Genomic DNA, 23,536 nt, shown 5'->3' on the forward strand with positions numbered 1-23,536 from the left:
AGAATATGAGGTGAGTACAATAGCAAAATCAGTAAAAAACGAACATTATGTACCAAGAAGATATTTAAGCCATTTTGCGAATGAAAAGAGATTTTTTGTGTTTGATAAGGAAAAAGAGCAAATCAGACCGGGATCAATAGAAGACTATGCCAGTGAGAGATACTTTTATGATATTGATTTCGAGGCACTCAAGGCAGATAAGATGCAACAAGATCCAGACTTTGTGTTTGAACCAGAAATTGAAAAAATAATGAAAGAAGTGGATGAACAGCATATTGAAAAATGGTTTGGAGAAAATGTTGAGACATGGTTATTTGATCCAATAGATACTATTATCTCAACGTTTGTAATGAGTAATCCTGCGAAATTGAATGTTACAGAAGTGATTTCAGAAAAGAATCTCGATTATCTTTCGTTATATATTTCGCTACAGATAATTAGATCAAAAGAATTTAGAAATTATATAATTGAAATGAATGAAAGAGTACCAGTATTATTGGCGAAGAAAATGGCTCTTCAAAAAAAGGATTATGAGCAGCTTGAGTTTTTGGAAAATATCAAAATGAAAGTCAAAAATAAAAATTATGAAAAACTTTTACATGCTCAAATTTTAATGAATGAAGAGGTTTCGTATAAAGTTGCTGAAATGCTTCGCAGTAAAATATGGGTGATAGGATATAACACATCTGATGTAGATTTAATAACATCAGACAATCCAGTTGTGAGATATGGGCGGTTGGGAAAACATGGGTTGAATAGTAAAGGAATCGAAATAATGTTTCCTATTACACCCAAATTGATAATATGTATTCGAGATCCAGAATATTTTTGGTTCGATGCAGATGTACACAAACACTTTCAGAAATTAGCAAAAGATGAAATCGAATATTACAATTCATTTCAAGTATTACAAAGTTATAGATATGTTTTTGGTAAGAAAAAGGAATTTCAATCAGTGAGCGACATTATAAAACACAGACCGGAACTAAAAGATATTAACAGAGAAAAAATATTGATGGGATAATTATAAAATAGTATATATAAAAGAAAACCGAGGATTTTGCTCCTCGGTTTTCTGGTAAATGGAGTGTTTCAGTCTTCAATTTGAAAAATCTCTTCTACTGGCATTTTTAGATAATGTGCCAGACGGATTGCAATTTCGAGAGAGGCATTTCGCTCACCACGCTCAATGCGTCCGATGGTATCACTGCAAGATCCGACAGCTTTTGCAAGATCTGCCTGAACGAGATTTCGTTCTTCACGGATATCTTTAAGTGTGTTGTTAATTGCCATTTTATCACTTCCTTTATTATTTTCAGCAAGAGCAGGCTAGAAGTCTGCAGTTGATCTTTAATGAAAACCAGGGATTTCTGCCCCTTTGCATTTTCCGATTACTTTCCCAAAGATTTTAAAAGAATCAGACTCATAAATCTGGATTGGATGATACTTTTCATTCAATGAAACAAGGTAAACTCCATCTGGTCCATCATGCAGTTCTTTGATATAGGTATTGCCATTGAGATAGAAGATACCGATTTCACCGTTGGAGATACTGTCTTGTTTATGAACCCATGCAACATCTCCCGTATGATACATCGGTTCCATACTGTCACCAGATATGCGGATTCCAAAATCCGTTTTTTCGGGTGCAAGATGACCGACATTGTAGATTTCTTTTACACTGTCTTCAATATAATTTCCAGTACCGGCAGAAGCTGGCTCTACTGCAATCGGCTGATAATTTTCAAATTGAATAATCTCAGCTCTATGCGGAAGATACTTTCTGGATGCCCGCAGTAGATTGGCAAATTCAATGATCTTAGCTTTGCCGTCTTCATTCAAATTTTCCATGACATGATCAAATGGATTTTCACCTAAAAACGCTTCGTATATATCTTCAATATCTAAAATCTGACAAACTGTCAGGATTGTATGTAAAGATGGTTCTCTTGTCTGATTCTCCCATTTGGAGACTGCTTTCGTAGTAACGTCAATTCCTTCCTGAGCAAGTAAGTCCACCAGATCTGCCTGGGAGTAGCCTTTCTTTTTTCTGTTTTCTACTAATATTTCTCCGAAAGCACGCATATGTTCGCCTCATTTCTTTTTAATTTTTCTATATGCATTATAATCCGAATAAAATTAAAAATCAAGAAAAATCTCCATAACGGAGAAAATACGACCAAGATGTCGCTTGACTATCTCCAATACGGAGAGATATACTAAGCATACAGAACTTGATAAGACAATAAACCAAAAAGAGAGTAGGTGGTGGAGTTAATGAGAGACAGGACAATTCTTCATAGCGACATGAATTCATTTTATGCAAGTGTGGAAATGCTGCATCACCCGGAATTTGCCGGAATGCCTCTTGCAGTTGGAGGTGATCCGGAAGCCAGACATGGAATTGTGCTGACAGCAAATTATATTGCGAAGCGAAAAGGTGTAAAGACTGGAATGGCATTATGGCAGGCAAAACAGATTTGTCCGGAAATCATATTTGTACCACCACGGATGGGTTTGTATTTACGATTTTCACAGATGGCAAGGGAAATCTATTCGGAGTATACGGACAAGATCGAGCCATATGGGATTGATGAAGCCTGGCTGGATGTATCAGACAGCAGAAATCTGAAAGGAAGCGGAATAACGATTGCAAGAGAAATCAGCCATCGGATTAAATATGAACTGGGTGTAACGGTAAGTATTGGGATTTCCTGGAATAAGATTTATGCGAAACTCGGTTCTGATTACAAAAAGCCAGATGCGATTACAGAGTTTAACCTGGAGAATTATAAAAGTATGATTTGGCAGCTTCCTGCATCGGATCTGCTTTATGTTGGAAGACAGACTCGGAAGAAACTTCAGAAGCTGGGGATCCGAACCATTGGCGAACTTGCAGAAAGTGATGAAGCAATGTTAGAAAGCCATTTTGGAAAGATGGGAATTGTGTTATGGTCATTTGCAAATGGCTGGGACAATGATCCGGTTTGCAAAGATGGGTATACAGCTCCGGTGAAGTCAATCGGCAATAGCACCACAACTCCAAGAGATTTGGAAGATGATCTGGATGTCTGGATCATTCAGATGGCGTTAGCAGAAAGCGTAGCTGCACGATTACGAAAACATGGATTTAAATGTAAAACGATAGAAATTACGGTCCGAGATAATGGCTTGTTTAGTTTTTCGAGGCAGAAACAATTACATCATCCGACAAATATAACAGATGAGATTGTGACAGCAGCATTTCAATTGTTTAAAGATCATTATAAATGGGAGCATCCAATTAGAAGCCTTGGTATTCGAGCAGTAGATCTTGTGTTGGATGATATTCCCTTCCAGTTGGAACTTTTTGGTAATCAAGAGAAACAGGAAAAATTGGAAAAGATGGATTGCACTGTAGATGAGATCAGACGACGGTTTGGTTATTTCAGTATACAGAGAGCAGTTATGTATCAGGATAAAGTCTTATCCCACTTGGACGCTGGTACACATACGGTTCATCCACACAGTTATTTTCATGGATAATGGGAGGGATAGATTTGAAACAGACATTAACCAGAAAACAGGAAGAAAGCTATCAGTATATTTTGAATTATACGAAGGAGCATGGATATCCGCCGACAGTTCGGGAATTTGGAAAACTGATCGGAGTAAGATTAACGTCATCTGCTTTTTCCAGAATCAAGCAGTTGGAGCAAAATGGATATATCCGAAGGATTCCGGCATCGCCAAGAGCAATAGAGATCTTATAGTGAGGTGCCGGTATGAATAAAGTATATGTAGATGTAGTGGCAGAGTTTCGGAAAGACGGAAAACTGGTTCCTATATTTTTCACCTGGGAAGATGGAAGAAAATATAACATTGACAGAATTTTGAAAATCGAGCGATGTGCCAGCAGAAAGGCAGGCGGTGTAGGAATGATGTACACCTGTATGATACAGGGGCAGGAAAGCCATTTGTTTTATGAAGTGGATAAATGGTTTATGGAGAGAAAGTGATACAGAATCGTAAAGAAAATATTCTACGTTAGCCTTATAATAGTGTCATGAAAGGAAGGAGGAATCACAATGAATAATCTAGTAGAACAGATACTTGAACTAATTAAAGGAAAGAAAACAGCTATTGATATGCAGGCGATTATGTTCCAGTCAAGAAGTACGACTTATAGGAAATTAAAAGATGAAGGAACTTCAATAAGTGAAATTAAAAATTTGTATCAAGATTGTGGAGCATTTTCAGTAATCAGAAAAAAAGATGATATGTCTAGGAGAGCATTTAAAGAAGAATTATCAAAATTTTTGCTGTGTGATCCGGATGATGTATGGAAAAGATTTAATGAACGCTACAATATGGGGGTTATTGAGTACAAAAAGAAAATAAAAAAGAAAAATCAATTAACGGACTTAGAGTTTGATTTACTAAAGAGACAAATATTATTCATAATAAGAAGAGAGCCACATACGTTAAAACAATTATGCGAGATCACAAATAGATCAAGAAGCTATGTTTTAGCTGCGCTGAAAGACCTGGATCAGGTTCTTGGAGGATATGGAGGTGGACTTGGAAAAGGGTATTTTATAGTGAGTTCGGAGGAAGAAAGATTATTACATGCTTCATGGTGTGCAAATTGGAAAAAATCAATGCAGTATTGTTAGATAATTAATGATTATTAACCGGCAGGGATAGTCACTTTCCCTTTATATTCCTGCAGGTTTTACATAAGAAGATGGATTCCGGTCAGCAAAGGCAGCTCCCACAATGCCTTTTGGATATCCGCTTCTGCAAATTGTAGTAAGTAATTGCTTCCCATCAAAATCATGGGGAAAGCGAACTGGTCTGAAAGACCGCCAGTTAGTGTGATGATGATAAGGAGATTTTGAAACTGATGACAGACAGAGATTATGCAATTAAATCAATGAAAGAGATTACCTTCCAGATGGCAAGCCATGCACAGGATTATCTGGAAGTAACGATGGAGAGACATTATACAGATATCAAGGAACTGATGACAAGCTATCAGAAATTGATTTTGGAAAATCAGATTGTGTTAGAAGAATTGGATATGGAGTGCCAGGAGAAAATCAATGAAGATATGGCATATGCGTTGAGTTATCTGAGCATTTATAACAATCAGCTGAATGTGCCAAAGATGCACCGGGAAATGAATAACCTGATGATTATTTACGGCTTGTCAGATATGATCTATCGTGGAATGACACTGGTAAAGTTCTATGCACCGAATGGTGTGATGCTCAGTGAGATTCTTCATTCCTGTTTTTGCAGTCATTATAATAAGACAGATGTGGAAGTACAGCAGGAGTTAGGCGTAGGCAGGACTTCTTTTTATAAAATGAAGAAGCAGGCACTTGGATATTTAGGATTTTATTTTTATGAGATAGTGGTACCGCAGGCAAAAGATAAAAGATTTAAACCATCACTGGGCGTTGAGGAAGAGTAGGTGAATAATATGAGATACGAAGATTCGATGAAGGGTGTAGCTGATCAGATAATCAAAGAACAGCAGCGAGCCAGTAAAATTAAAAACAATCCAGAAGAATTCCATTGGCATGACGAATATGCAACGTTGAATTTCTTTCGGTTTATCTGTAAAAATATCGGTAACTTGGGAAATGGAGAAATTGAAAAAATGGTCACACGCTTAAAGCACATAGATCAGAAAGCAGTGGAAAACCATGTGAATGGTGCTGTCTGGGCATTTGATTATGATAAGATGTTCTGTGTACTGATGGAAAATGAAATTTGCCGAAAGGTGTGTGAAAAGAATAAATATAATAGTTGGACGAAGCTGATTGGACAGTATTGTGTTTCAATGGCTTAAAGATGAAGAAAGTGTTGCTGGAGAAAAAATACTCTCCAGCAACTTCGTTTTTGATGAATAAAGGTCAGTTTTTTGTTTAACTATTCTCACTATTATTTGATTCAGTGATTTTTTTCTTCTTTGGAGAAACCAGTTTGTGACCGGAATAAATGGACATGCCCATACAAAGCAATGAAGAATAGGCAAAATATTTATGTGCAGTCATAGATTTTCTGATTCCAGAATAAATGCATCCCAACATACAGAAAAGTGCTCCGAGGGACCAGTATTTATGCGATTTCATGATTTGATACCTCCTTTGATTTAACTGATTCTATCATAACGCTTTTTTACGAATATGCAAAGAAAATCTTGAAATATAGTTCTATAGAATTAGAACTTGGTTTTGCGATTCTGTATATTTAAGATATTCACAAGTATACTAAATTCAGAACGATTATTCGTTCTGGAGGAGGTGTTACGATGGATTTGAAAGCAGTAGGACAGCGAATCAAATCAGCACGAGAAGCAAAAAATCTCACGCAAGAGGAACTGGCTGCATTAGTAAATTTAAGTCCGACGCATGTGAGTGTAATAGAGAGAGGCTTGAAAGTTACAAAATTGGATACCTTTGTTGCAATTGCAAATGCATTAGATGTTTCTGCAGATACTCTTTTGATTGATGTTGTGGCACATTCAGTTACAGGTGTTACCAATGAGCTGGCAGAGAAAATAGAAAAACTTCCGATCAAAGAGCAGAAAAAAATTATCAAAGTAATCCATACATTATTGGAAGAATAATATGACAAAACTAGGAAGAGCAAGTAGCTCTTCTTTTTTTTGCCCCTTTATCCAGCTTTAAGTTGTAAAGTGTCTTTTCATGACAATAGAAATATGCTAAATTAGTTCTATAGAACAAGATATAATTCTACCTGTATATTGGAGGAAAATGAATGAGAGAGAAAACTATTTATGAGAAGATTGCAGAAAAGTACAACACAACACCAGAAGAGGTACGCAGAGAAATGCAGATAGCCATAGATGCAGGATTTGATAATCCCGATCCGGCTGTGCAGGAAGAATGGAAGAAAATGACACTTAAAGGAGACAGACCTACACCGGAAGAAGTAGTCAATTACGCAGTAAAACAATTTAAAGGAAATTAATGAAAATATGAAGAAAAAGATAATTGCAGTGATAACAGGAGCAGTGATCTTGATAATTGCTGCGGGAAGTATTTATGGTAAAACTGAATCCGGTCATAAGAGAGGTGAACCGGATGTGGTAGGAACATTTTCCGTAAATCGAGATGAAAATATTACAGTGGTTGCTAACCGGGGACATATCGGGGATAAAGAAGCTTTTGCAAGAGAACTTTTGCAGATGTACAAGGATGATTCATTTTATTCGACAAAATTCTCCACAGACAGGGGATATGCGACGAGTCTTGATATGAACATCTATTTATGGAAAGAGGATATTGAAGATGGGGAATCGGTAATGACAGCCGAATACAGACCTGTAGAATATGGTAAAAACTATGATGTTGTCCATAATCCTGATAAATTTCAACTATATATAGATGGAAAAGAAGTAGAAGAATAATACAGTGAACTTTTTATACTGAAATATGTACGATTTCAATAATGACATGAACTTATGGGAACGTATTGCGGATACGTTGTGAACTTTATCCTGATACAATGATTATGCTGATGAAAGAAGGCATAGATAACTGAATACAAGAAAGAGACGAAAGCCTCAGTAGTTAAGAAAAAGACTACTGGGGCTTTTTTTCGTGCCTGAATTTCTCGGCCAATAACTGCGGGTATGTCCCGGCAGGATAAAGGCGGAGCAGGCATGATCCTAAACAAAGGTCCACCTTCTGAATTTGAAACGAGCAACAAGATTTCAAATTCAGGAGGAACGGATATGTATATTGAACACCCATATTTTTATGAAGGAAAGTACTACGCAAATATTGATGGAGAAATGATTGAGATTACAAAAGAAGTTGCGTATGCAATGAACAATTTTTACAGAAGCAGCAAGGCAAAAAAAGTTGAGATTAAGAATGAAGAGGGGAAAGTCGTGGATAAGATGCTGCGGGAGGTACCTTACAGTGGACAGTCCATTGATGGGGAAGGATTCATGATTGAAGATTTTCCGGATCTGAATTGTGACGTGGAGCACAGTGTACTGACGAAAATGGAACAGCAGGATATTCATGAAGTGATCGATCAGCTGAATACCGAGGAACGCATGATTATTTACGGCATTTTCTTTGAAAACAAGACACAGACACAGATGGCAGAGATTATGGGGATTTCCAGACAGGTATTAGCTTACAAGCTGAAAACGATCCTTAATAAAATGCGTGAAATGTATATGAAAAAAATTTTTTGAAAAATTTCGGAATTTTTTTTGCATCTGCCGAAGTCATTTGACTTTAGTAATTAGAGGAGCTTTAAGGACTCCCTAAAATGCACCATGATAACTGAATATCCAATAATAACTGATGTGACATTTCATACAGTGAGCACGAGGAAGATGCCGCTATAGGATTATAAGACGTAAGAAACTTTTTAGAGCTAATAATACTGCGAAAAAGCACTGACCAAAGCCAGTCGGCAGGCTGGTGATGCGATGACATGTGTGAGATGCGATACACTTGCAGACCCTGAGAAGTCTGTAACTGGTAAACCTATGAACTGCCAGAGCCTGGAAACGAGAGTTTTTGGGTTGTGGTCCGGAGTGTAGCATCCGGACAGGTTATTATTCCCTTCCTGCAGATGCAGGAGTAACGATTCGGGGTATCGAGGATAAATAGAATCGAGCGAGCACTGTTTAATAATCAAATTGGCTATAGAGGTTATGCGGCAGAGCTTTCCATCTTGGAAAGGAACTCTGCCGTATTCCTGTGGAGCCAATATAGCGCTATGAATGCTTTACAAATTAAAAAGATTGGAGAGATGACAAGTGACGATTCGAAGAGGAGATATCTTATGGGCGGATCTCGGTATGTTCCCGACAACTTCGGTTCAGGGAGGAGTAAGACCGGTGATCGTAGTAAGTAATAACAAAGCTAATACATATAGTTCAGTCATTACAGTAGTTCCGCTGACGTCAAGAATATATAAGAAGCGGTATTTACCAACGCATGTATTTATCAGTAAATACGACATGACAGGGATCCGAAAAGGAAGCCTGGCATTGGCTGAACAGGTTATGAGCATTTCTACAAAATGCATTATTGAGAAATGCGGAAGAGTAAATAAGTGGAGCCTGGATCGGGTACTGAAAGCAGTACGGATTCAGATGGGAATGGAAGGAGAAGGTCATGACTGCGGAAGAATATAGAAACTATCTGGAAACGGATTTTGATGATGTAGATCTGAAGGAATTGAAGGACATCCGAAAAATAAGGATTGACCGGAATCAGACGAAAGAAAAAAGAATAGCTCAATATCTCAGACAGGTGGGAAATCCCTATCTTGTCTGTATAGGAAATGTAAAAGTGAAAATACGGTTTGCAAACAATGGAGTATCTTTTGAAGATGCATTTGAGGAACTTTTGCTTTCTGTATAAAAAGTGATGGTAAAATCTGAAGAGTTATGTTAATATGGAGGCGAGGAATTCAGGACTCCTCATTCCAATCAGGACAAAATCGACTCACCCTCTGGGTTTTACCAATGTTGATGGAAAGGTAAAACTAAGGAGGATGAAGATGAATCATATTAACAATTCAAAGAAAATCTATCATGCAGCCATTTATGTTCGTTTATCGAAAGAAGATGGCGATGTTGCTACTGTTGGAAAGCGTGAAAGCAACAGTATCTCAAATCAGAAAGATCTGATAAAAAATTTCCTAAAAGATAAAAAGGATATAGTTGTTGTATCAGAACGGGTGGATGACGGTTACAGTGGTTCTAATTTTGAACGTCCTGCATTTCAGATGATGCTGGAAGATATCAAAAAAGGAATTGTGGATTGTGTTGTCGTAAAAGACCTTTCCCGTTTTGGACGTGAGTATATTGATGCCGGAAAGTATATCGAAAGATTATTTCCGGCTCTTGGTGTGCGGTTTATTGCAATCAATGATCATTATGACAGCTTGGAAGGAAAAAGTCAGGCAGATGAAATCGTGATTCCGTTCAAGAATCTTATTAACGATGCATATTGCCGTGACATTTCTATCAAAATAAGAAGTCACCTGGAAGTAAAGAGAAAAAATGGAGAATATATTGGAGCGTTTACACCGTATGGCTACCAGAAAGATTCAGATAATAAAAACAAACTGGTGATAGATGTATATGCGGCAGGTATCGTCAAAGAAATTTACCGCATGAAATTATCAGGAATGAGCCAGACAGCAATTGCCAATGCATTGAACAAACAGGGTGTTCTTTCACCAATGGAATATAAGCACAGTCTTGGAATAAGGATTCAGGATAATTTTAAAACACACGAACAGGCAGAATGGAGCGCCATGTCGGTAAAAAGAATCCTTGAAAATGAAGTATACACAGGAACTCTGGTACAGGGAAAAAGGACAACACCAAACCATAAAGTAAAAAAAATGATGAAAAAGCCAGAGACAGATTGGGTTAGAATTGAAAAAAATCATGAGGCTATCGTATCGGAACGAGAATTTGCACTGGTGCAGAGATTATTAGGGATAGATACAAGAACTTCTCCGAACGAAGAAAAGGTATATCCATTGTCTGGACTTGTGGTTTGTGGAGACTGTGGGGCAATGATGATCAAACGGGATGTCCCGGCAGGAGGAAAGATATACGCTTACTATATCTGTTCCAGACATGCGGCTACGAAAGCGTGTGCGGCACACAGAATACCAATGAGAAAATTGGAAGAAACAGTATTGGAACTGGTAAAAATCCACATTGAAAATATTCTTGACATGAAAAAGATCATGGATTTTATTCATGCAGTTCCGTTTCAGGAATTGGATATTAAAGAATTAGAAGCCAGAAAAGAAGCGAAAGAGAAGGAAGCCAACCGTTGCAGAGAATTAAGGGATTATCTGTACGAAGACTTTCGTGAAGGAATCATATCAAAAGAAGACTATAAAGAACTTCATGACGGGTACACGGAAAAACGAAAAAAAGCCGAGGAAGCAATCCGAAACATTGATCAGCAGATCAGAGAAATTCTGGAATCAAAAAGTGATAAATATCATTGGCTGGATTATTTTGCCGCACATCAGAATATACAAGAACTTACAAGAACGGTTGCGGTTGAACTGATTGATCAGATATTGGTATATGACAAAAAACATATTGAAGTCAGATTTAATTTTGATGACTGTTATCAATCCCTATTACGGCAGATACAGTCAATGGGGTGTGATGTCAGCACAAGCATGGACGGAAGAATAGAAATTCAAAAGAGGGAGGTCGTATAAATGGCTCGAAAATCAAGAAAAGTAGATTATGTAAATATTGGAAATAAAGAAAATTTGGTTACAGAAGCTGAAAACCAGTGTGAAAAAGTTTCACATGCAGCCCTTTATGCAAGGCTTTCTTATGAGAGTGAAAAGAACAGAGAAAGAAATACTATAGAGACGCAGATGGTTCTGCTTCATAATTTCGTAAAAGAACAGAAAGATATAGTGGTTGCAAAGGAATATTTTGATATATCTAAAACCGGAACTAATTTTGAGAGAGATGGTTTTAATGAGATGATGCAGGACATCAAAGAGGGAAATATTGACTGTGTTATTGTTAAAGATCTTTCTAGGCTTGGAAGAAATTATGTAGAGGCGGGGAGCTATATTGAAAGAGTGTTCCCATTCTTTAATGTGCGTTTTATTTCGGTGAATGATCATTATGATTCGTTCAGAGATGACATAAGCCTGCTGATCAGCATGTCAAACGTGTACAATGAGTTTTATTCCAGAGATTTGGCAAAAAAAATAAGAAGTTCATACCGGACGAGCTGGGAAAATGGTGAATTTCCTTCGGGCCAGATGGCTTATGGCTATGAAAAGGACAAGGATAATCCTCATCAGCTGGTTCCAGATCCGATAGCAGCACCTGTGGTGAAAAAGATATTTCAGTATTTTATTGATGGAATGACTTATGCAGAGATTGCCCGGAAATTAAATGCGGAGGAGTATCTTTGCCCGAAAGCCTACAAGCTGGATAAAGCAGGAAAAGCAAATGAAAAGTCAGCGACATGGACATGGAGTGGAGGAACAGTCCACAAAATCCTTGAGAATCAATATTATGCAGGTGATAGTGTGCATAATCAGTTTACCAATGATTCCTGGGCAGCACAGAAACAGAAAATGAATCAGAAAGAAGAATGGATTATTATCAAAAACACCCATGAGGCACTTGTGAGCAGAAAGGATTTTGAAGCGGTACAGGAAAAGATTGGTCATATCGTAAAACGGGTTAATGAGGCTCGTAAATCAAATGGCAATAATGTAAGAGACTTTAACTTTTTCAAGCAGAAAATTGTATGCGCAGACTGTGGGAAAACCATGTATTTATACGGGAAAACTAAAGGCAATCATCGTAGATTTTACTGTGGAAATAATAAACTTTACGGGAAGTGTACACCACATTCTATCACTGATTTGGAAGTGAATGATTATGTGCTGCGTGTGATACGTGCACATATCAATGTATATGTTGAAAATGTAGATTTGATTCGTCGGTTGAATCAAAGGCAGGAAAGCATTAAAAAGTATGATGTATTTAACAGGGAAATCAAGAAATGCCGGAAAGAACTGGAGAAAGTGGCAGTACACCGGGAAAGATTGTTTGAGGATTACGTGTGTCGGATTATTGATGCAGAACAGTATGAAACATTTTCAAAGCAGGATGCGGAAACAGAAAAAGAGATCCAGAATAATATGGAGATTTTATTAAAGCATCAGGTTGGATATGAAAAAAATTTTCACACAGAGGAAGAGTGGGAAAAATTGATCAATAAATACCGCAATACGAGAACACTGACTAAGGAAATGGTCAAAGCTTTTGTGGAAAAAATCGAAATACATGAAAGCGGTTCTATTACGGTACATTTGGTATATGATGACATGTTGGAAGAATTAAGAAAATATGCAAAAGAACGGGAGGCTGAGTCATGCCAGTAACAGAATGTATTGCTGTTTATATCAGACTTTCGTCGGAGGATAATGATGTAGATGGCAGTATAAAAGCCGAAAGCAACAGTGTCAGTGCACAGAGAATGCTGATAAATGAATTTATAAAAAAACAGGACGAATTTATTAACTGTCCAGTAGTTGAATATGTAGACGATGGGTACAGTGGTACAAACTTTAACCGTCCCGGATTTCAGAGGATGATGGAAGATGCAAAAGCAGGACGCATAAAAAGTATTGTTATAAAGGATTTTTCAAGATTTGGAAGGGATTATCTGGAAGTGGGAAATTATCTGGAAAAAATCCTGCCGGTTCTTGGTATTCGAATTATCTCAATTAACGATGGTTTTGACAGTATCAATTCTTCTGGTTTTACTGGAGGGATGAGTGTAGCGTTAAAAAACATGCTGAACGCAATGTACAGTAGAGATTTGTCCAGAAAAGTTCGTTCTGCTATGAAAACACATGCTAAAAACGGTGAATATATGCCGGCTTTTCCAAAATATGGATATATTAAGGATCCAGAAAATAAGCATCATCTGGTTATAGATCCAGAAGCAGCTAAAACAGTAAAACTGATATTCACAATGGCGGCAGATGGAAAAACAAAAGGACAGATAGCAAAATATCTGAACGAAACCCATGTGCTTACATGCCGGGAGTATATGTGCAGAAAAGGAATAAAAATGCACAGGGAAGACGAAAAAGAAAAGAAACTTTGGTCAGTCACAACAATATCAGATATGCTCAAAAACGAAGTGTATCTTGGAAAAATTATTTGGAATAAAAAGAAAGTGGCAAGAACAGGAAGCAATAAATTGGTTTCCAACGATAAAGAGGAGTGGATTGTTGTAGAGAATGCACATGAACCAATTATATCCGATGAATTATTCTGGAAAGCAAATGAGAAAGCGTTTACTAACCAGAAAAGGGTTCCTGTAAAAAGAGGAGTAGCCTGCCCTATTTTCTTTTGCCCGACCTGTGGAAGAAGACTTGGTTTTAACAGCAGAGAGACTGGATATCGCTGTATGCAGGCACATATCAGTGGTCTTAGCGGGTGTGCGGAAAGTAAAATGAACAGGAAAGAAGCAGAAGAAACAGTACTGGATGCAGCTAGAAATATGGCACAATTCATTTCGGAAAATCTTGAGAAAAAGAAAAGAGAATGGCATAAAGCAATTTTGAAAGAAGAAATTATCGCAACACTGGAAAGTGAAAAAAAGCGACTCTCGTCAAGAAAGATGAAACTATATTCTGATTATCGTTCAGAAGTGTTGGATAAGGAAGGGTATATGGAAGAACTGGAAAAAACGACTTCCCGTATTTCAGAAATCACTTTGCAGATAACAGAATTGGAGAATGAGATTGCTACAGCGAAGAAAAAATTTGATGAAGCAACAGAAAAAGAAATGGAAGTAAATGAGATTGCAGCATTGCAGGATTTTGACAAAATACAGCTGTCAAAGATTATTGAGAAAGTCTTTATTTATGGACCAGGACGTATGGAGATAAACTGGAAGATGGATGACATTTTCTACAAAGAAGAAAAAGCATAAACTAAATAAGATTGTTCGCAGGGAGCATCACTGGATGGAAACAGTGGTGCTTTTTGCGAATTAAAAGCAAATTTTTTTTAGACTTATATTGACAAAAGCAGAACTTTTGGCTCTGAATCCGAAAGATGTGGATTTGAAAAAGAGAACAATTGCTATCACAAAATCATATCAACGTCTTGGTAAGAAAGATGTGATCACTCCACCAAAAACATCGAAAAGCAAGAGAGTGATTACCATTCCAGAGTTTCTGGCTGCAGATATCAAAGATTATATGGACAGCTTATATGATTTGCAGGAGGACGACAGGTTGTTCCCTATTACGAAATATTATCTGGAGCATGAAATGCAGCGAGGAATTAAAGAAAGTGGCGTAAAGCGGATAAGAGTACACGATTTGAGGCATTCCCATGCAAGTATGTTGATCGAACTGGGATTTTCGCCATTGGAGATTGCGAATCGGCTCGGCCATGAAAAAGTGGAAACTACGCTGAATACCTACTCACATCTTTATCCAAACAAGCAGACAAAACTGGCTGAACGGCTGGATAGGGAGTACAACTGGGTACAATCATTCAGGTTATGATCGAGAAGGTTACAATCGTGCGGGATATAATGCAGAAGGCTATGATCGAGATGGTTATAACCGAAATGGGTATGATATCAAATTGTAATTGTCCTTTTGCTGCTGGCAGACGAGTGATCTGCAAGCATATGATAGCCTTGTATTTTACAGCAGAACCTACAGTTGTGGACGAGTTTCTGAAAAAGGTGGAAGAATGGGAGAAGGAGGAAGAAGAGGAGGAACGGCAGCATTTTGAGGAACTTCGGGAATATGTAAACAGTCTTTCGGAGGTGGAATTGCAAGAGCAATTATATAATGCGCTTGTGGAGTTGGAAGATAGAAGAAATGGTTATTGGTAGAGAATAAGATGAAGTCGGGAAATCCATTCATACGCGGATTCTCCGACTTTTTCATAATATCGCGCAACGTCCTGATGTTCGCATTTAAAAGAAAAATGTAAAATAAACTTGACATAATGCACGCGAAATATTACAATGAACTCAACAAGACAAAACACGTAATATAAAAAACAAGGAGGAGGGTTTTTATGTTGAACCATAGTTTTGCCGCACTATTGAGTTTTACGTTAATATTTTGTATCATTTTTCTTGTCACCAGGAAAAAAGCCGGTGCACTGCATTATGATGAAATGCAGCTGCAGATCCGGGGGGATGCGTATAAGCTGGGTTTTTCGGCAGTTATTGTGCTGCTGGCTGTGACGGGACTTTTGTATGACGCAGATGGTTTGAATATCTCGAATTATATGACAACCGATATGCTGCTGTTCGTGATCTTATATGCAGGAGTTACTGTGTTTGCTGTATATTCTATCTTGAACAATGCATTCTTCCGGGTACTGGAAAACGGAAACCGGTATCTTCTGTTATGCGTATTTCTTATTGTGAGCAACGGCGCATCTTTATTCCAGAGCATCCGCAGCGGTCGTTTTTTGGAACATGGTGTGCTGGACTTTGGGGCGGGAGGGGCTAACCTTCTGTGCGTAATCTGTTTCCTGCTGATTTCCGGAGCTATCGTGATTCGAAAAGCCGGTAGAAATGAGGAAGAAGATGAAGAATCTTAGAATGAAGGCTGCGAGAGCCGGAAAGGATCTGTCGCAGGAAGAACTTGCAAAGCTTTGCAGTGTGTCCCGGCAGACGATCAGCGCAATTGAAAAGGGAGACTATAATCCAAGCATTTACTTATGCATCGCAATCTGCAAGGCACTGGATAAAACACTGGATGATTTATTCTGGCCGGAAGAATAGGACGGATTGACAGACAACAGGAGAAACGACATATGGATACTACAAAAAGAAAAGGAACGATCAGTGTTACAATTACATACATCTGCTGGGGATTACTCACCGTATTTTGGAATCTTCTTGCAGAGGTAAATTCCGCTTATGTACTGGCCCAGAGAGTGGTCTGGTCCATGATTTTTATGTTTGGCCATCTGGCCGTGACCGGGCGGATGGGAGATATCAGAAAGATCTTTCATGATAAAAAGACAGTGTTCTGCTGCATGGTCAGTGGTGTGCTGGTGTGTATTAACTGGGGCGTATATATTTTCGCTATCAATTCGGGACATGTGCTGGATGCCAGCCTGGGATATTTTCTGGAGCCGATTTTTGTCACAGCCATCGGCGTGTTTTTCTTTCATGAAAGGATGAGCCGGTTAGAGCAGATGACGGCACTGTTTTCCCTGATTGGAGTGGGGTATCTGATTGGTGTGTACCGGATGGTTCCGGTTATGGCTATGGTGATCGGGTTGAGCTTTGCTTTTTACGGAGCTGTGAAAAAGAGTGTGCATTTAGATGCAGGACTTTCCCTGTTTGCGGAAACGTTGTTTGTGACGCCGATCGCGCTTCTTTTCTGTATTTACAGCGAAATGAATGGTAATGGAAGTCTGGGAGTCCTTCATGGAATGCAGTTTCTGCTTTTTCCGATAGCAGGAGCGATTACTTCTGTGCCGCTTTTGTTATTTAACAGGGGAGTCCGCATGATTCCTTATTATTTGACGGGGATTTTGATGTATGTGAATCCTACGATTCAGTTCCTTATGGAACTCTTTTATTTCCATGAACCGCTGGAGGTTCACCGCCTGATCGCGTTTTGCTTTATCTGGGTGGGCGTCGGATTTACGCTATGGCATAATGTAAAAGAAATGAAGAAATAAGATAAAACGGGAGATTTGTTATGAACGACAATTACAATCCATTAGATAAAGAATTAAACCGGCTGGTACAGGTTATTGCCCGTCTTCGCGCGGAGGACGGATGCCCCTGGGACCGGGAGCAGACTCATGGTTCCCTGAAAGCAGCCTGTGTGGAGGAGGCCGCGGAGGTGGTTGGCGGCATCAACATTCTGGAGCAGACGGGAAATGCAGAGAACTTAAAAGAAGAGTTGGGCGACCTGCTTTTGCAGGTGGTCATGCATGCGCAGATTGCAAAGGAAGAAGGCTTATTTACGCTGGAGGATGTCATGCGTGGAATCACGGATAAAATGATTCGCCGGCACCCGCATGTGTTTGGAACCACAGCGGTTTCCGGCTCGGATGAAGTTCTGGTGAACTGGGCTGAAATCAAGAAACAGGAAAAAGAGGGAAAAGAGTGGATGGAAAGCTATCTGCCCGGCGCGTTTGATGAGGCAGAAGAACTGATCGGAGCGGCAAGAAAACGAAAAGGGTTTCGGTAATTATAATGCTTTTTTGCTTTTCCAGGGACACCCTGTGTTGTAGCCATGTTCCTGCCAGTAAGCATCATCGACTGTGCTCATTTTCTTGTGCTTATGCAGAAAACGATAGAGGGTGAACTCGCACCATACTTTCGGCGACGGAGTCAGATGTCTGGCACAGTGCCGGACATTCCGGGCGGTACATGTTACCTTATGCTGAATGGATTTCCGGAAAGATTCCGGCAGATCATTCCAGGCGTAATCCCATACGCTTTGGGAAATGCAGTGGGTTCTCGCGAATCCCAGGTTTTCTGTACTGTCTTTGATATCGCGGACGGTGGAGCGCATACCGCCGCCTGCAGCTGTGTTAATGATGACTGCCTGCTTTTTCATGAAAGTAAGATCAGGGCGGTGAACCATCCAACGGTATGCGAGGTGGTCAAGCAGGGATTTCATCTGTCCAGGAACATGATATACATAAGTGGGCGCACAGAACAGAATCAGCCCGGACTGTTCCATAGCCTCAAGGATGGGCGCCATGGCGGCAGCACCTCCGCAGGCCTGCTCTTTTCCAAGGATGCAGGCGCGGCATCCGGTACAGATGTGAGGCATGTCATCCGGGAGAAAGAAGGAAAAACAGGTTCCATCTTCCAGGAGTTCTTTGATGAGCATCTGTGCGATCTGGTAAGTGCTTGATCTGGTTTTTCGGCCGGAAGCGTAAATTACCGTGATATTCATAGGCAGTTCCTCTAAAAGCAGATATAGATTCCGGGTCAGGGAATGCAGTGCCCCGGTACCTGTATTATAATAATGGAATGGCCGTCTGTCGAGAAAAATGTCTGAATTACGGCATTCTTACACTTTTCTAAAGCCTTTTTGCAGCTGGTTGATAAGATGATAAGAAGAAATTTTATACTTGACATTTCTCAGTTCCATTGCTATCATTGCTTTAAACCATTGAAGAGGAAGTTGTACCATATAAGCAGTCTCACAGAGAGTTCGGGGTGGTGGAATCCGGACAGAGTGTCGTGGTAAGTGGGCCTCAGAGGGCAAGGTGAAAGGAAATGGTCTGGAAAACAGGTCAGACTTTAGTAGCTGCGACGCAACGGTCAGCGTTAACGGACCAGGAATGTAATGGCATTCTGTAAAGAGTGGGTGCTTGGCACCAAACAAGGTGGTACCGCAGGTATATAACAGCCTGTCCTTGAACGTAGTTCAGGGGCGGGCTTTTTTTGTTTCATAGGAAATAGTGTCTTATGAAATAAAAACGCTCCGCCGGACTCTTGAATGTCAGCCGGAGGTGCCAGGAACAATTTCCAGACAGCTCCTGAAGATTTTTACAGCACAGGAAACAAGAGAAAGGAAGGAAAAAAGTATGAGTGAAGAGAGAAAACTTCAGTTTCGGGGCGGAATCGGGATGTCGCTGATTCCGGTAGCAATTTATGTGTTCTTCTGCATGGTGCTTTTCATTGGATTTAAGGCCTTCAATATGGAGGCACTTGCGGTAGGTGGTTTTCTGGCGCTTCTGATCGGCGGCGTTTTCTGTACCAGCTACAGTGATTTTTGGGAGAGTGCCATCAAGGGCATTTCCTCAATCACATCGGTGTCGGTTGTTGTGATTTTATTGCTGGTCGGTATGTTCAGTGCTCTGATTAAACTGTGCGGCCTTTCCGGCGGTTTTGTGTGGATCGCGAATGCGGTTGGCATGAAGGGCGGCATCTTTGTGGCATTTACATTTATTGCTTCCTGCATTGTTTCCACGGCAACCGGCTCTTCCATCGGAACCATGTTTATCGCGTTTCCGATTTTTTATCCGGCTGGCATTATGCTGGGCGCGAATGAAATGATGATGGCGGGATGTATTGTGTCTGGCGCAATTTTCGGTGACAATCTGGCTCCGATTTCAGATACGACCATTGCATCTGCATCGACCCAGCAGTTTAAAAATGGAAAGCCGGCAGATATCGGCGGTGTTGTTTCCAGTCGTATTAAATATTCCGCAGTAGCAGGCCTGATCACGATTGTAATCTTTGCGGTCTTTGGTGGTATGGGCGGTGTATATGAGGGCGGTTCCATTGACGCGGCAGCCAATCCGGTTTCTTTGGTGATGCTGATTCCGGTTGTTCTGATGTTAACTGTTTCAACAAAAACGAGAAATATTTACGAAGGTATTTTAGTGGGTCTGGTAACGGGTACTGTGGTTGGCCTGGCAGCAGGACTTTTCACTCCGGCACAGGTATTTTCCAACGACGCGGCAAACAATGCAGCAGTAGGCTTTTTGATCGATGGCATCAACAACATTTTGCCGACCTGCGCACTGGTCATTTCGGTATTTGGCATCATGGGAGTTTTGAGTGATGCAGGTATGCTGAATCTGATTGCTGAGAAGATTCTGAACAGCAGGATGGCGAACACCACCCATGGGGTAGAGCTAATCTGTATGATGGGTATCGCGTTTACGACCATTCTGTTAGGCGGCGTGACCAGTGCTTCCATTTTGACATTTGGACCTATTTTAAATAAGATTGGAGCGGCAAGAAATATTCATCCATACCGCAGGGCAAACCTATTGGATGGTACGGCCAACAGTCTCCCGGCCATCATTCCGTTTATGAGTGTGTTTGTATTTATCGGATCTGCCCTGACCGGACTTTCTCCTGTTGTTGTAGCAGGCGGAACCATTTATGGCTTTGTATTATTTGCTGTATTTTTGGGGGCAGTGCTGACTGGCTGGGGATGTCAGAAAGAAGAATAAAAAGGAGCAGACAGAATGGACGATACATTTACTTTATATGATTTAAAAGTGGAAGTGGTAGCCACAGACCGGCCGATGGTGTGCAGCCACAGGGCGGGAGATTATTTTCTGGTTCAGGGGGAGAATCTGGTGTTCCCGAAAGATACATCCTTTTCCATGTATTCTTTAAGTGCCCTTATTCCGCTGCTTCCGGCAAAGCAGCGGCCATTGGACCCGAATGACTGGATGCTTTCGGATACCGAGATCGCCTGTCCGGATCCAAACTGTGGAGCCAGATTTAAAATTACAAGAGTAGGAAAACGGATTCAGAGTCATGGACAGTGCACGGTGGTGCCGATCCAAAGGCCGGAGTGAGAAAACAAAATTTAAGAAAAGAGGAAATCTGTCATGCAGAAAAAATGTCAATTTAAAAATGGATATACCTTTAACCGTGTTATCAATGGATGCTGGCAGCTGTCTGCGGAACATTGTCTGCAGGGCCATCTGGACTACGATGATGCCATTCGCGCGTTTCATGAGCTGGTGGAGCAGGGCTTTACAACGTTTGACTGTGCGGATATTTATACGGGTGCAGAGGAAGTGTTGGGCCGGTTTGTTATGGAATTAAAAGAAAGCGGCCATTATCAGGAGGAGGATATTCAGATCCACACCAAATTCGTGCCGGATAAAGATGTGCTTCCGGTCATCAATATGAAGTACACAGAAGGAATTGTGGACCGGTCTTTGAAGAGAATGCACCGGGAGGCGCTGGATCTGGTTCAGTTCCATTGGTGGGATTTTGATGTTCCGGGTATGATGGAGACTGCGTTTGATCTGGTAAGGCTGCAGGAAAAAGGAAAAATCCGCAACATCGGCATGTGCAACATGGACACTAATGCGTTAAAACAGATGGTGGATGCGGGAATTCCGGTGGTATCCAATCAGGCACAGTATTCTGTATTTGACCGCCGTCCGGAACGCACACTTCTGGATTACAGCGCGGAGCATGGTATTTATACCTTTGCGTATGGCACGCTGGCAGGGGGATTTCTGGCGGAGCGCTACATGGGAAAAAAATATGAGGCACCGGAAACCCGTTCCCAGGTTAAGTATATGCAGATCATTGAGGATTCGTTGGGCTGGGATGGCATGCAGAAGCTGCTTCCGGTACTGAAGGCCATTGCGGATCATCATGGAGTGACGATTGCCAATGTGGCAACCCAGTATATCTTAAATCAGAAGAGCGTAGGGGCGGTTATGGTTGGAACGAGAAACTCCAAACATGTGAAGTCCAATCTTCAGACACTGGAATTTGATCTGACAGAAGACGAAATGAAACAGATCCGTGATTTCGTGGACCAGTATCCGACACCGGAGGGAGAGTGCTATGAATTAGAGCGGACTTCTCCAAGATATAAGGGAATTATCCTGACAGATCGAAATCATGTGGAATAACCAGGAGGAGCGAAACGAGTGAAGCTGGAAAATTATGAGGTTCATTTACCAAACTATTCAATCGGAGATAAGATTTATGATAAAATCGGTCCGGTCTGCGAATCTTATGGAAAAAAGGTTCTGATCATTGGCGGCAGGCGGGCACTGAACGCTGCGGAAGACAAAATCCGGGCCTATGTGGCGAAAACCAATCTGGAGATCATCGGAACAAAGATTTATGGAACAGACTGTACTTACGCGACAGTAGAGAAGCTGCGTGAACTGCCGGAATACGAAGAAGCAGATATGGCGCCGGCAACAATTGAGTTTGAATAGTTGGAGCAGAGCTTCAAAGCCTTTATTTTCAAGGGTTTTGAGGCTCTTTTCTTTTAGAATTGCATTTTGATTGCATTTTTTTATTCAACTGCTCTGTGATAGATTGCTGTATGCTGATTGCTGGTGTAATCGGCAACACTGGTTGTTGCCGGAGTATAAGTGAGAACGCCAGTTAATTTTTTGGCAACTTCCACGTTGGTGTTGGGATATAAATGTCCATAGGTTCCTAACGTGGTCTGTATCTTTTCATGCCCCAGACGTTCTTTAATCAATAAAGGATTTTCTCCCATACTGATGAGCAGGGAAGCATGGGAATGTCTGAGTGCATGAATTTTGATACGGTGTACGCCTGCCAATCCAGCAAGTTTTTCTAATGCCCGTGGGAGGGTGTGCTTACTGGTGGGAATCCCATTATAGCTTAGTACAAGGTCACAGTCCTTTAAAACCTTTTGCTGTACTTCCTGCCATGCTTTTAATTCTTTAATGGTATCTGTGTCAATATAGATAGTGCGAATACTGGCTTGTGTCTTTGGTTCCACAAATTTGTATTCATCCATTGTTTTATAGTACAGCGTTTTCGTTATACTTAAAAGTCCGGTTTCAAAGTTGATGTCCGACCATTGCAGGGCTGCGGCTTCTCCGATTCTCATTCCAGTCATAAACAGGAGCCAGTATGAAATGAAAAGGTAATGTTCGTAATAATCGCCCTTGTAGAGTAGGGAAATTACCTTTTGAAATTCATCCAGTGTCCAAAAATCCACTTTTGTTTTCTTGCTCTTGATGTTTCCTATCATTCGTGACGGATTTTTCTTTGCAAGACCGAGAACAACTGCTCTGTCAAAGGCAATGGAGAGCATACCCTGTACAATACGGATATAGTTTGGACTAAATTCTTTTGCGAGTTCAAGCTGCCAGTTTTGGACGTTAATGGGTTCTATCTCATCCACCGTCATTTTGTAAAAGTATGAAAAATGTTTCTGAATGGTAGAACGGCGGTTCAGATAGGTACTTTCCTTTACCTGTGTTTTATACCAAGGTAGGTAAGTCTCTTCAATGAACTGCTGAAAGGATAGCTGCTGTTTCTTTTCTGTCAATTCCTCTGTGGATGTAAGCATAAGCTTTGAATATGCTTCTCTGGCTTCCTTTTTTGTCTTGAATCCGCTTTTGTATTTCTGAATCTGTTTTCCGGTAATCGGGTGGAAACCTAAGTTTGCTCTAAAATAATAAGTTCCGTTTTCTGCTTTCTTAATAGGGTCTTTTGCCATGATTTCACTCCTTACATAAATG

Annotated in this window: 31 protein-coding genes; 26 read left to right on the forward strand and 5 right to left on the reverse strand. The window is 40.3% G+C overall.

Features of this window, described 5'->3' with window-relative positions; translation table 11 throughout:
* Positions 1-10: 10 nt before the first annotated feature.
* Positions 11-1,024, forward strand: a complete 1,014-nt coding sequence (locus DWZ40_RS14640) for a DUF4238 domain-containing protein (protein WP_118087871.1) — start codon at positions 11-13, stop codon at positions 1,022-1,024.
* 68 nt (positions 1,025-1,092) lie between these two features.
* Here DWZ40_RS14640 and DWZ40_RS14645 read toward each other — a convergent pair whose 3' ends face one another.
* Both DWZ40_RS14645 and DWZ40_RS14650 read right to left on the reverse strand, forming a co-directional pair.
* On the reverse strand, positions 1,093-1,293 hold the full coding sequence (locus tag DWZ40_RS14645; RefSeq protein WP_054335619.1) for a helix-turn-helix domain-containing protein: 201 nt from the start codon (positions 1,291-1,293) through the stop codon (positions 1,093-1,095).
* 57 nt (positions 1,294-1,350) lie between these two features.
* A complete protein-coding gene (locus DWZ40_RS14650) occupies positions 1,351-2,085 on the reverse strand; it encodes a S24 family peptidase (protein WP_118543672.1) in 735 nt (244 codons plus the stop codon).
* 192 nt (positions 2,086-2,277) lie between these two features.
* Between DWZ40_RS14650 and dinB the strand changes: the two genes are divergently transcribed.
* The 6 genes from dinB (at position 2,278) to DWZ40_RS14680 (ending at position 5,839) form a co-directional block, all read left to right on the forward strand.
* A complete protein-coding gene (dinB, locus tag DWZ40_RS14655; protein WP_118543673.1) occupies positions 2,278-3,525 on the forward strand; it encodes a DNA polymerase IV in 1,248 nt (415 codons plus the stop codon).
* Between the two features lie 14 nt (positions 3,526-3,539).
* Positions 3,540-3,752: a DNA-binding protein gene (locus DWZ40_RS14660; protein ID WP_118543674.1), complete on the forward strand. Its 213-nt coding sequence runs from the start codon at positions 3,540-3,542 to the stop codon at positions 3,750-3,752.
* Between the two features lie 12 nt (positions 3,753-3,764).
* Positions 3,765-3,998 (forward strand): hypothetical protein, encoded by a 234-nt coding sequence (locus tag DWZ40_RS14665; protein ID WP_118543675.1) that lies wholly within the window; start codon positions 3,765-3,767, stop codon positions 3,996-3,998.
* Positions 3,999-4,067: 69 nt separating this feature from the next.
* The gene (locus tag DWZ40_RS14670) at positions 4,068-4,655 is read left to right on the forward strand and encodes a MarR family transcriptional regulator (protein WP_118543676.1); all 588 of its coding nucleotides are present in this window, start codon (positions 4,068-4,070) and stop codon (positions 4,653-4,655) included.
* A 230-nt stretch (positions 4,656-4,885) separates the two neighbouring features.
* Complete coding sequence (locus DWZ40_RS14675) at positions 4,886-5,458, forward strand: hypothetical protein (RefSeq protein ID WP_054335622.1); 573 nt, start codon at positions 4,886-4,888, stop codon at positions 5,456-5,458.
* Between the two features lie 9 nt (positions 5,459-5,467).
* Positions 5,468-5,839, forward strand: a complete 372-nt coding sequence (locus DWZ40_RS14680; RefSeq protein WP_054335661.1) for a hypothetical protein — start codon at positions 5,468-5,470, stop codon at positions 5,837-5,839.
* A 76-nt stretch (positions 5,840-5,915) separates the two neighbouring features.
* Here the strand turns inward: DWZ40_RS14680 and DWZ40_RS20140 are convergent, their stop codons facing one another.
* On the reverse strand, positions 5,916-6,122 hold the full coding sequence (locus tag DWZ40_RS20140; protein ID WP_054752894.1) for a DUF6219 family protein: 207 nt from the start codon (positions 6,120-6,122) through the stop codon (positions 5,916-5,918).
* 179 nt (positions 6,123-6,301) lie between these two features.
* On the opposite strand from DWZ40_RS20140, the gene DWZ40_RS14690 reads away from it, so the two are divergent.
* From DWZ40_RS14690 to DWZ40_RS14765, 15 genes are all read left to right on the forward strand, one after another.
* Positions 6,302-6,619 carry a helix-turn-helix transcriptional regulator gene (locus DWZ40_RS14690; protein WP_117457281.1) on the forward strand — a complete coding sequence of 106 codons (318 nt, stop codon included), beginning with the start codon at positions 6,302-6,304 and terminating at the stop codon, positions 6,617-6,619.
* A 152-nt stretch (positions 6,620-6,771) separates the two neighbouring features.
* The gene (locus DWZ40_RS14695) at positions 6,772-6,984 is read left to right on the forward strand and encodes a sporulation initiation factor Spo0A C-terminal domain-containing protein (RefSeq protein WP_055182410.1); all 213 of its coding nucleotides are present in this window, start codon (positions 6,772-6,774) and stop codon (positions 6,982-6,984) included.
* Between the two features lie 7 nt (positions 6,985-6,991).
* Entirely contained in the window at positions 6,992-7,423 is a 432-nt protein-coding gene (locus tag DWZ40_RS14700) for a hypothetical protein (RefSeq protein WP_118543677.1), read from the forward strand.
* A gap of 327 nt (positions 7,424-7,750) precedes the next feature.
* The gene (locus tag DWZ40_RS14705; RefSeq protein ID WP_182431758.1) at positions 7,751-8,224 is read left to right on the forward strand and encodes a sigma factor-like helix-turn-helix DNA-binding protein; all 474 of its coding nucleotides are present in this window, start codon (positions 7,751-7,753) and stop codon (positions 8,222-8,224) included.
* A 573-nt stretch (positions 8,225-8,797) separates the two neighbouring features.
* Positions 8,798-9,178 carry a type II toxin-antitoxin system PemK/MazF family toxin gene (locus DWZ40_RS14715; protein WP_027089935.1) on the forward strand — a complete coding sequence of 127 codons (381 nt, stop codon included), beginning with the start codon at positions 8,798-8,800 and terminating at the stop codon, positions 9,176-9,178.
* On the forward strand, positions 9,159-9,407 hold the full coding sequence (locus DWZ40_RS14720) for a DUF6870 family protein (protein WP_005344286.1): 249 nt from the start codon (positions 9,159-9,161) through the stop codon (positions 9,405-9,407). The genes DWZ40_RS14715 and DWZ40_RS14720 overlap by 20 nt, the downstream gene beginning before the upstream one ends.
* A 139-nt stretch (positions 9,408-9,546) precedes the next feature.
* Positions 9,547-11,244, forward strand: coding sequence for a recombinase family protein (locus DWZ40_RS14725; RefSeq protein ID WP_118543679.1), 1,698 nt, complete (start codon positions 9,547-9,549; stop codon positions 11,242-11,244).
* Entirely contained in the window at positions 11,245-12,945 is a 1,701-nt protein-coding gene (locus tag DWZ40_RS14730) for a recombinase family protein (RefSeq protein WP_118543680.1), read from the forward strand.
* Positions 12,936-14,510 (forward strand): recombinase family protein, encoded by a 1,575-nt coding sequence (locus DWZ40_RS14735; RefSeq protein WP_118543681.1) that lies wholly within the window; start codon positions 12,936-12,938, stop codon positions 14,508-14,510. Before DWZ40_RS14730 ends, DWZ40_RS14735 begins: the two co-directional genes overlap by 10 nt.
* Before the next feature lie 88 nt (positions 14,511-14,598).
* Positions 14,599-15,093, forward strand: a complete 495-nt coding sequence (locus DWZ40_RS14740; RefSeq protein ID WP_347560099.1) for a site-specific integrase — start codon at positions 14,599-14,601, stop codon at positions 15,091-15,093.
* Complete coding sequence (locus tag DWZ40_RS14745) at positions 15,090-15,431, forward strand: SWIM zinc finger family protein (RefSeq protein WP_118543682.1); 342 nt, start codon at positions 15,090-15,092, stop codon at positions 15,429-15,431. The genes DWZ40_RS14740 and DWZ40_RS14745 overlap by 4 nt, the downstream gene beginning before the upstream one ends.
* 188 nt (positions 15,432-15,619) lie before the next feature.
* A complete protein-coding gene (locus DWZ40_RS14750; RefSeq protein WP_118543683.1) occupies positions 15,620-16,153 on the forward strand; it encodes a hypothetical protein in 534 nt (177 codons plus the stop codon).
* Entirely contained in the window at positions 16,140-16,337 is a 198-nt protein-coding gene (locus DWZ40_RS14755) for a helix-turn-helix transcriptional regulator (protein ID WP_118543684.1), read from the forward strand. Before DWZ40_RS14750 ends, DWZ40_RS14755 begins: the two co-directional genes overlap by 14 nt.
* A 32-nt stretch (positions 16,338-16,369) precedes the next feature.
* A complete protein-coding gene (gene rarD / locus DWZ40_RS14760) occupies positions 16,370-17,248 on the forward strand; it encodes an EamA family transporter RarD (protein ID WP_118543685.1) in 879 nt (292 codons plus the stop codon).
* 20 nt (positions 17,249-17,268) lie between these two features.
* Positions 17,269-17,766, forward strand: coding sequence for a MazG family protein (locus tag DWZ40_RS14765; protein WP_118543686.1), 498 nt, complete (start codon positions 17,269-17,271; stop codon positions 17,764-17,766).
* Here DWZ40_RS14765 and DWZ40_RS14770 read toward each other — a convergent pair whose 3' ends face one another.
* Positions 17,767-18,483 (reverse strand): NAD(P)H-dependent oxidoreductase, encoded by a 717-nt coding sequence (locus DWZ40_RS14770; protein ID WP_118543687.1) that lies wholly within the window; start codon positions 18,481-18,483, stop codon positions 17,767-17,769.
* Positions 18,484-19,120: 637 nt separating this feature from the next.
* Between DWZ40_RS14770 and DWZ40_RS14775 the strand changes: the two genes are divergently transcribed.
* Genes DWZ40_RS14775 through DWZ40_RS14790 form a run of 4 tightly spaced genes read left to right on the forward strand, consistent with a single transcriptional unit; the run spans position 19,121 to position 22,249 of the window.
* A complete protein-coding gene (locus tag DWZ40_RS14775; RefSeq protein WP_118543697.1) occupies positions 19,121-20,500 on the forward strand; it encodes a Na+/H+ antiporter NhaC family protein in 1,380 nt (459 codons plus the stop codon).
* A gap of 15 nt (positions 20,501-20,515) precedes the next feature.
* Complete coding sequence (locus tag DWZ40_RS14780) at positions 20,516-20,854, forward strand: TIGR04076 family protein (protein ID WP_118543688.1); 339 nt, start codon at positions 20,516-20,518, stop codon at positions 20,852-20,854.
* Positions 20,855-20,887: 33 nt separating this feature from the next.
* On the forward strand, positions 20,888-21,934 hold the full coding sequence (locus tag DWZ40_RS14785) for an aldo/keto reductase (RefSeq protein WP_118543689.1): 1,047 nt from the start codon (positions 20,888-20,890) through the stop codon (positions 21,932-21,934).
* An 18-nt stretch (positions 21,935-21,952) separates the two neighbouring features.
* Positions 21,953-22,249, forward strand: coding sequence for a hypothetical protein (locus DWZ40_RS14790; protein WP_243031995.1), 297 nt, complete (start codon positions 21,953-21,955; stop codon positions 22,247-22,249).
* A gap of 80 nt (positions 22,250-22,329) precedes the next feature.
* Here DWZ40_RS14790 and DWZ40_RS14795 read toward each other — a convergent pair whose 3' ends face one another.
* Positions 22,330-23,514 carry a site-specific integrase gene (locus DWZ40_RS14795; RefSeq protein ID WP_011861907.1) on the reverse strand — a complete coding sequence of 395 codons (1,185 nt, stop codon included), beginning with the start codon at positions 23,512-23,514 and terminating at the stop codon, positions 22,330-22,332.
* Positions 23,515-23,536 lie beyond the last annotated feature (22 nt).

It is taken from the genome of Clostridium sp. AF32-12BH, from assembly GCF_003477935.1.
Taxonomy (GTDB): domain Bacteria; phylum Bacillota; class Clostridia; order Lachnospirales; family Lachnospiraceae; genus Brotaphodocola.

Coding starts and splice junctions, on each gene's coding strand:
- DWZ40_RS14720 (WP_005344286.1), top strand. CDS start 9,159: ATGACTGCGGAAGAATATAGAAACTATCTGGAAACGGATTTTGATGAT.
- DWZ40_RS14780 (WP_118543688.1), top strand. CDS start 20,516: ATGGACGATACATTTACTTTATATGATTTAAAAGTGGAAGTGGTAGCC.
- DWZ40_RS14690 (WP_117457281.1), top strand. CDS start 6,302: ATGGATTTGAAAGCAGTAGGACAGCGAATCAAATCAGCACGAGAAGCA.
- DWZ40_RS14745 (WP_118543682.1), top strand. CDS start 15,090: ATGATCGAGAAGGTTACAATCGTGCGGGATATAATGCAGAAGGCTATG.
- rarD (WP_118543685.1), top strand. CDS start 16,370: ATGGATACTACAAAAAGAAAAGGAACGATCAGTGTTACAATTACATAC.
- DWZ40_RS14775 (WP_118543697.1), top strand. CDS start 19,121: ATGAGTGAAGAGAGAAAACTTCAGTTTCGGGGCGGAATCGGGATGTCG.
- DWZ40_RS14680 (WP_054335661.1), top strand. CDS start 5,468: ATGAGATACGAAGATTCGATGAAGGGTGTAGCTGATCAGATAATCAAA.
- DWZ40_RS14705 (WP_182431758.1), top strand. CDS start 7,751: ATGTATATTGAACACCCATATTTTTATGAAGGAAAGTACTACGCAAAT.
- DWZ40_RS14725 (WP_118543679.1), top strand. CDS start 9,547: ATGAATCATATTAACAATTCAAAGAAAATCTATCATGCAGCCATTTAT.
- dinB (WP_118543673.1), top strand. CDS start 2,278: ATGAGAGACAGGACAATTCTTCATAGCGACATGAATTCATTTTATGCA.
- DWZ40_RS14665 (WP_118543675.1), top strand. CDS start 3,765: ATGAATAAAGTATATGTAGATGTAGTGGCAGAGTTTCGGAAAGACGGA.
- DWZ40_RS14785 (WP_118543689.1), top strand. CDS start 20,888: ATGCAGAAAAAATGTCAATTTAAAAATGGATATACCTTTAACCGTGTT.
- DWZ40_RS14735 (WP_118543681.1), top strand. CDS start 12,936: ATGCCAGTAACAGAATGTATTGCTGTTTATATCAGACTTTCGTCGGAG.
- DWZ40_RS14750 (WP_118543683.1), top strand. CDS start 15,620: ATGTTGAACCATAGTTTTGCCGCACTATTGAGTTTTACGTTAATATTT.
- DWZ40_RS14755 (WP_118543684.1), top strand. CDS start 16,140: ATGAAGAATCTTAGAATGAAGGCTGCGAGAGCCGGAAAGGATCTGTCG.
- DWZ40_RS14645 (WP_054335619.1), bottom strand. CDS start 1,293: ATGGCAATTAACAACACACTTAAAGATATCCGTGAAGAACGAAATCTC.
- DWZ40_RS20140 (WP_054752894.1), bottom strand. CDS start 6,122: ATGAAATCGCATAAATACTGGTCCCTCGGAGCACTTTTCTGTATGTTG.
- DWZ40_RS14730 (WP_118543680.1), top strand. CDS start 11,245: ATGGCTCGAAAATCAAGAAAAGTAGATTATGTAAATATTGGAAATAAA.
- DWZ40_RS14675 (WP_054335622.1), top strand. CDS start 4,886: ATGACAGACAGAGATTATGCAATTAAATCAATGAAAGAGATTACCTTC.
- DWZ40_RS14770 (WP_118543687.1), bottom strand. CDS start 18,483: ATGAATATCACGGTAATTTACGCTTCCGGCCGAAAAACCAGATCAAGC.
- DWZ40_RS14795 (WP_011861907.1), bottom strand. CDS start 23,514: ATGGCAAAAGACCCTATTAAGAAAGCAGAAAACGGAACTTATTATTTT.
- DWZ40_RS14695 (WP_055182410.1), top strand. CDS start 6,772: ATGAGAGAGAAAACTATTTATGAGAAGATTGCAGAAAAGTACAACACA.
- DWZ40_RS14650 (WP_118543672.1), bottom strand. CDS start 2,085: ATGCGTGCTTTCGGAGAAATATTAGTAGAAAACAGAAAAAAGAAAGGC.
- DWZ40_RS14765 (WP_118543686.1), top strand. CDS start 17,269: ATGAACGACAATTACAATCCATTAGATAAAGAATTAAACCGGCTGGTA.
- DWZ40_RS14700 (WP_118543677.1), top strand. CDS start 6,992: ATGAAGAAAAAGATAATTGCAGTGATAACAGGAGCAGTGATCTTGATA.
- DWZ40_RS14670 (WP_118543676.1), top strand. CDS start 4,068: ATGAATAATCTAGTAGAACAGATACTTGAACTAATTAAAGGAAAGAAA.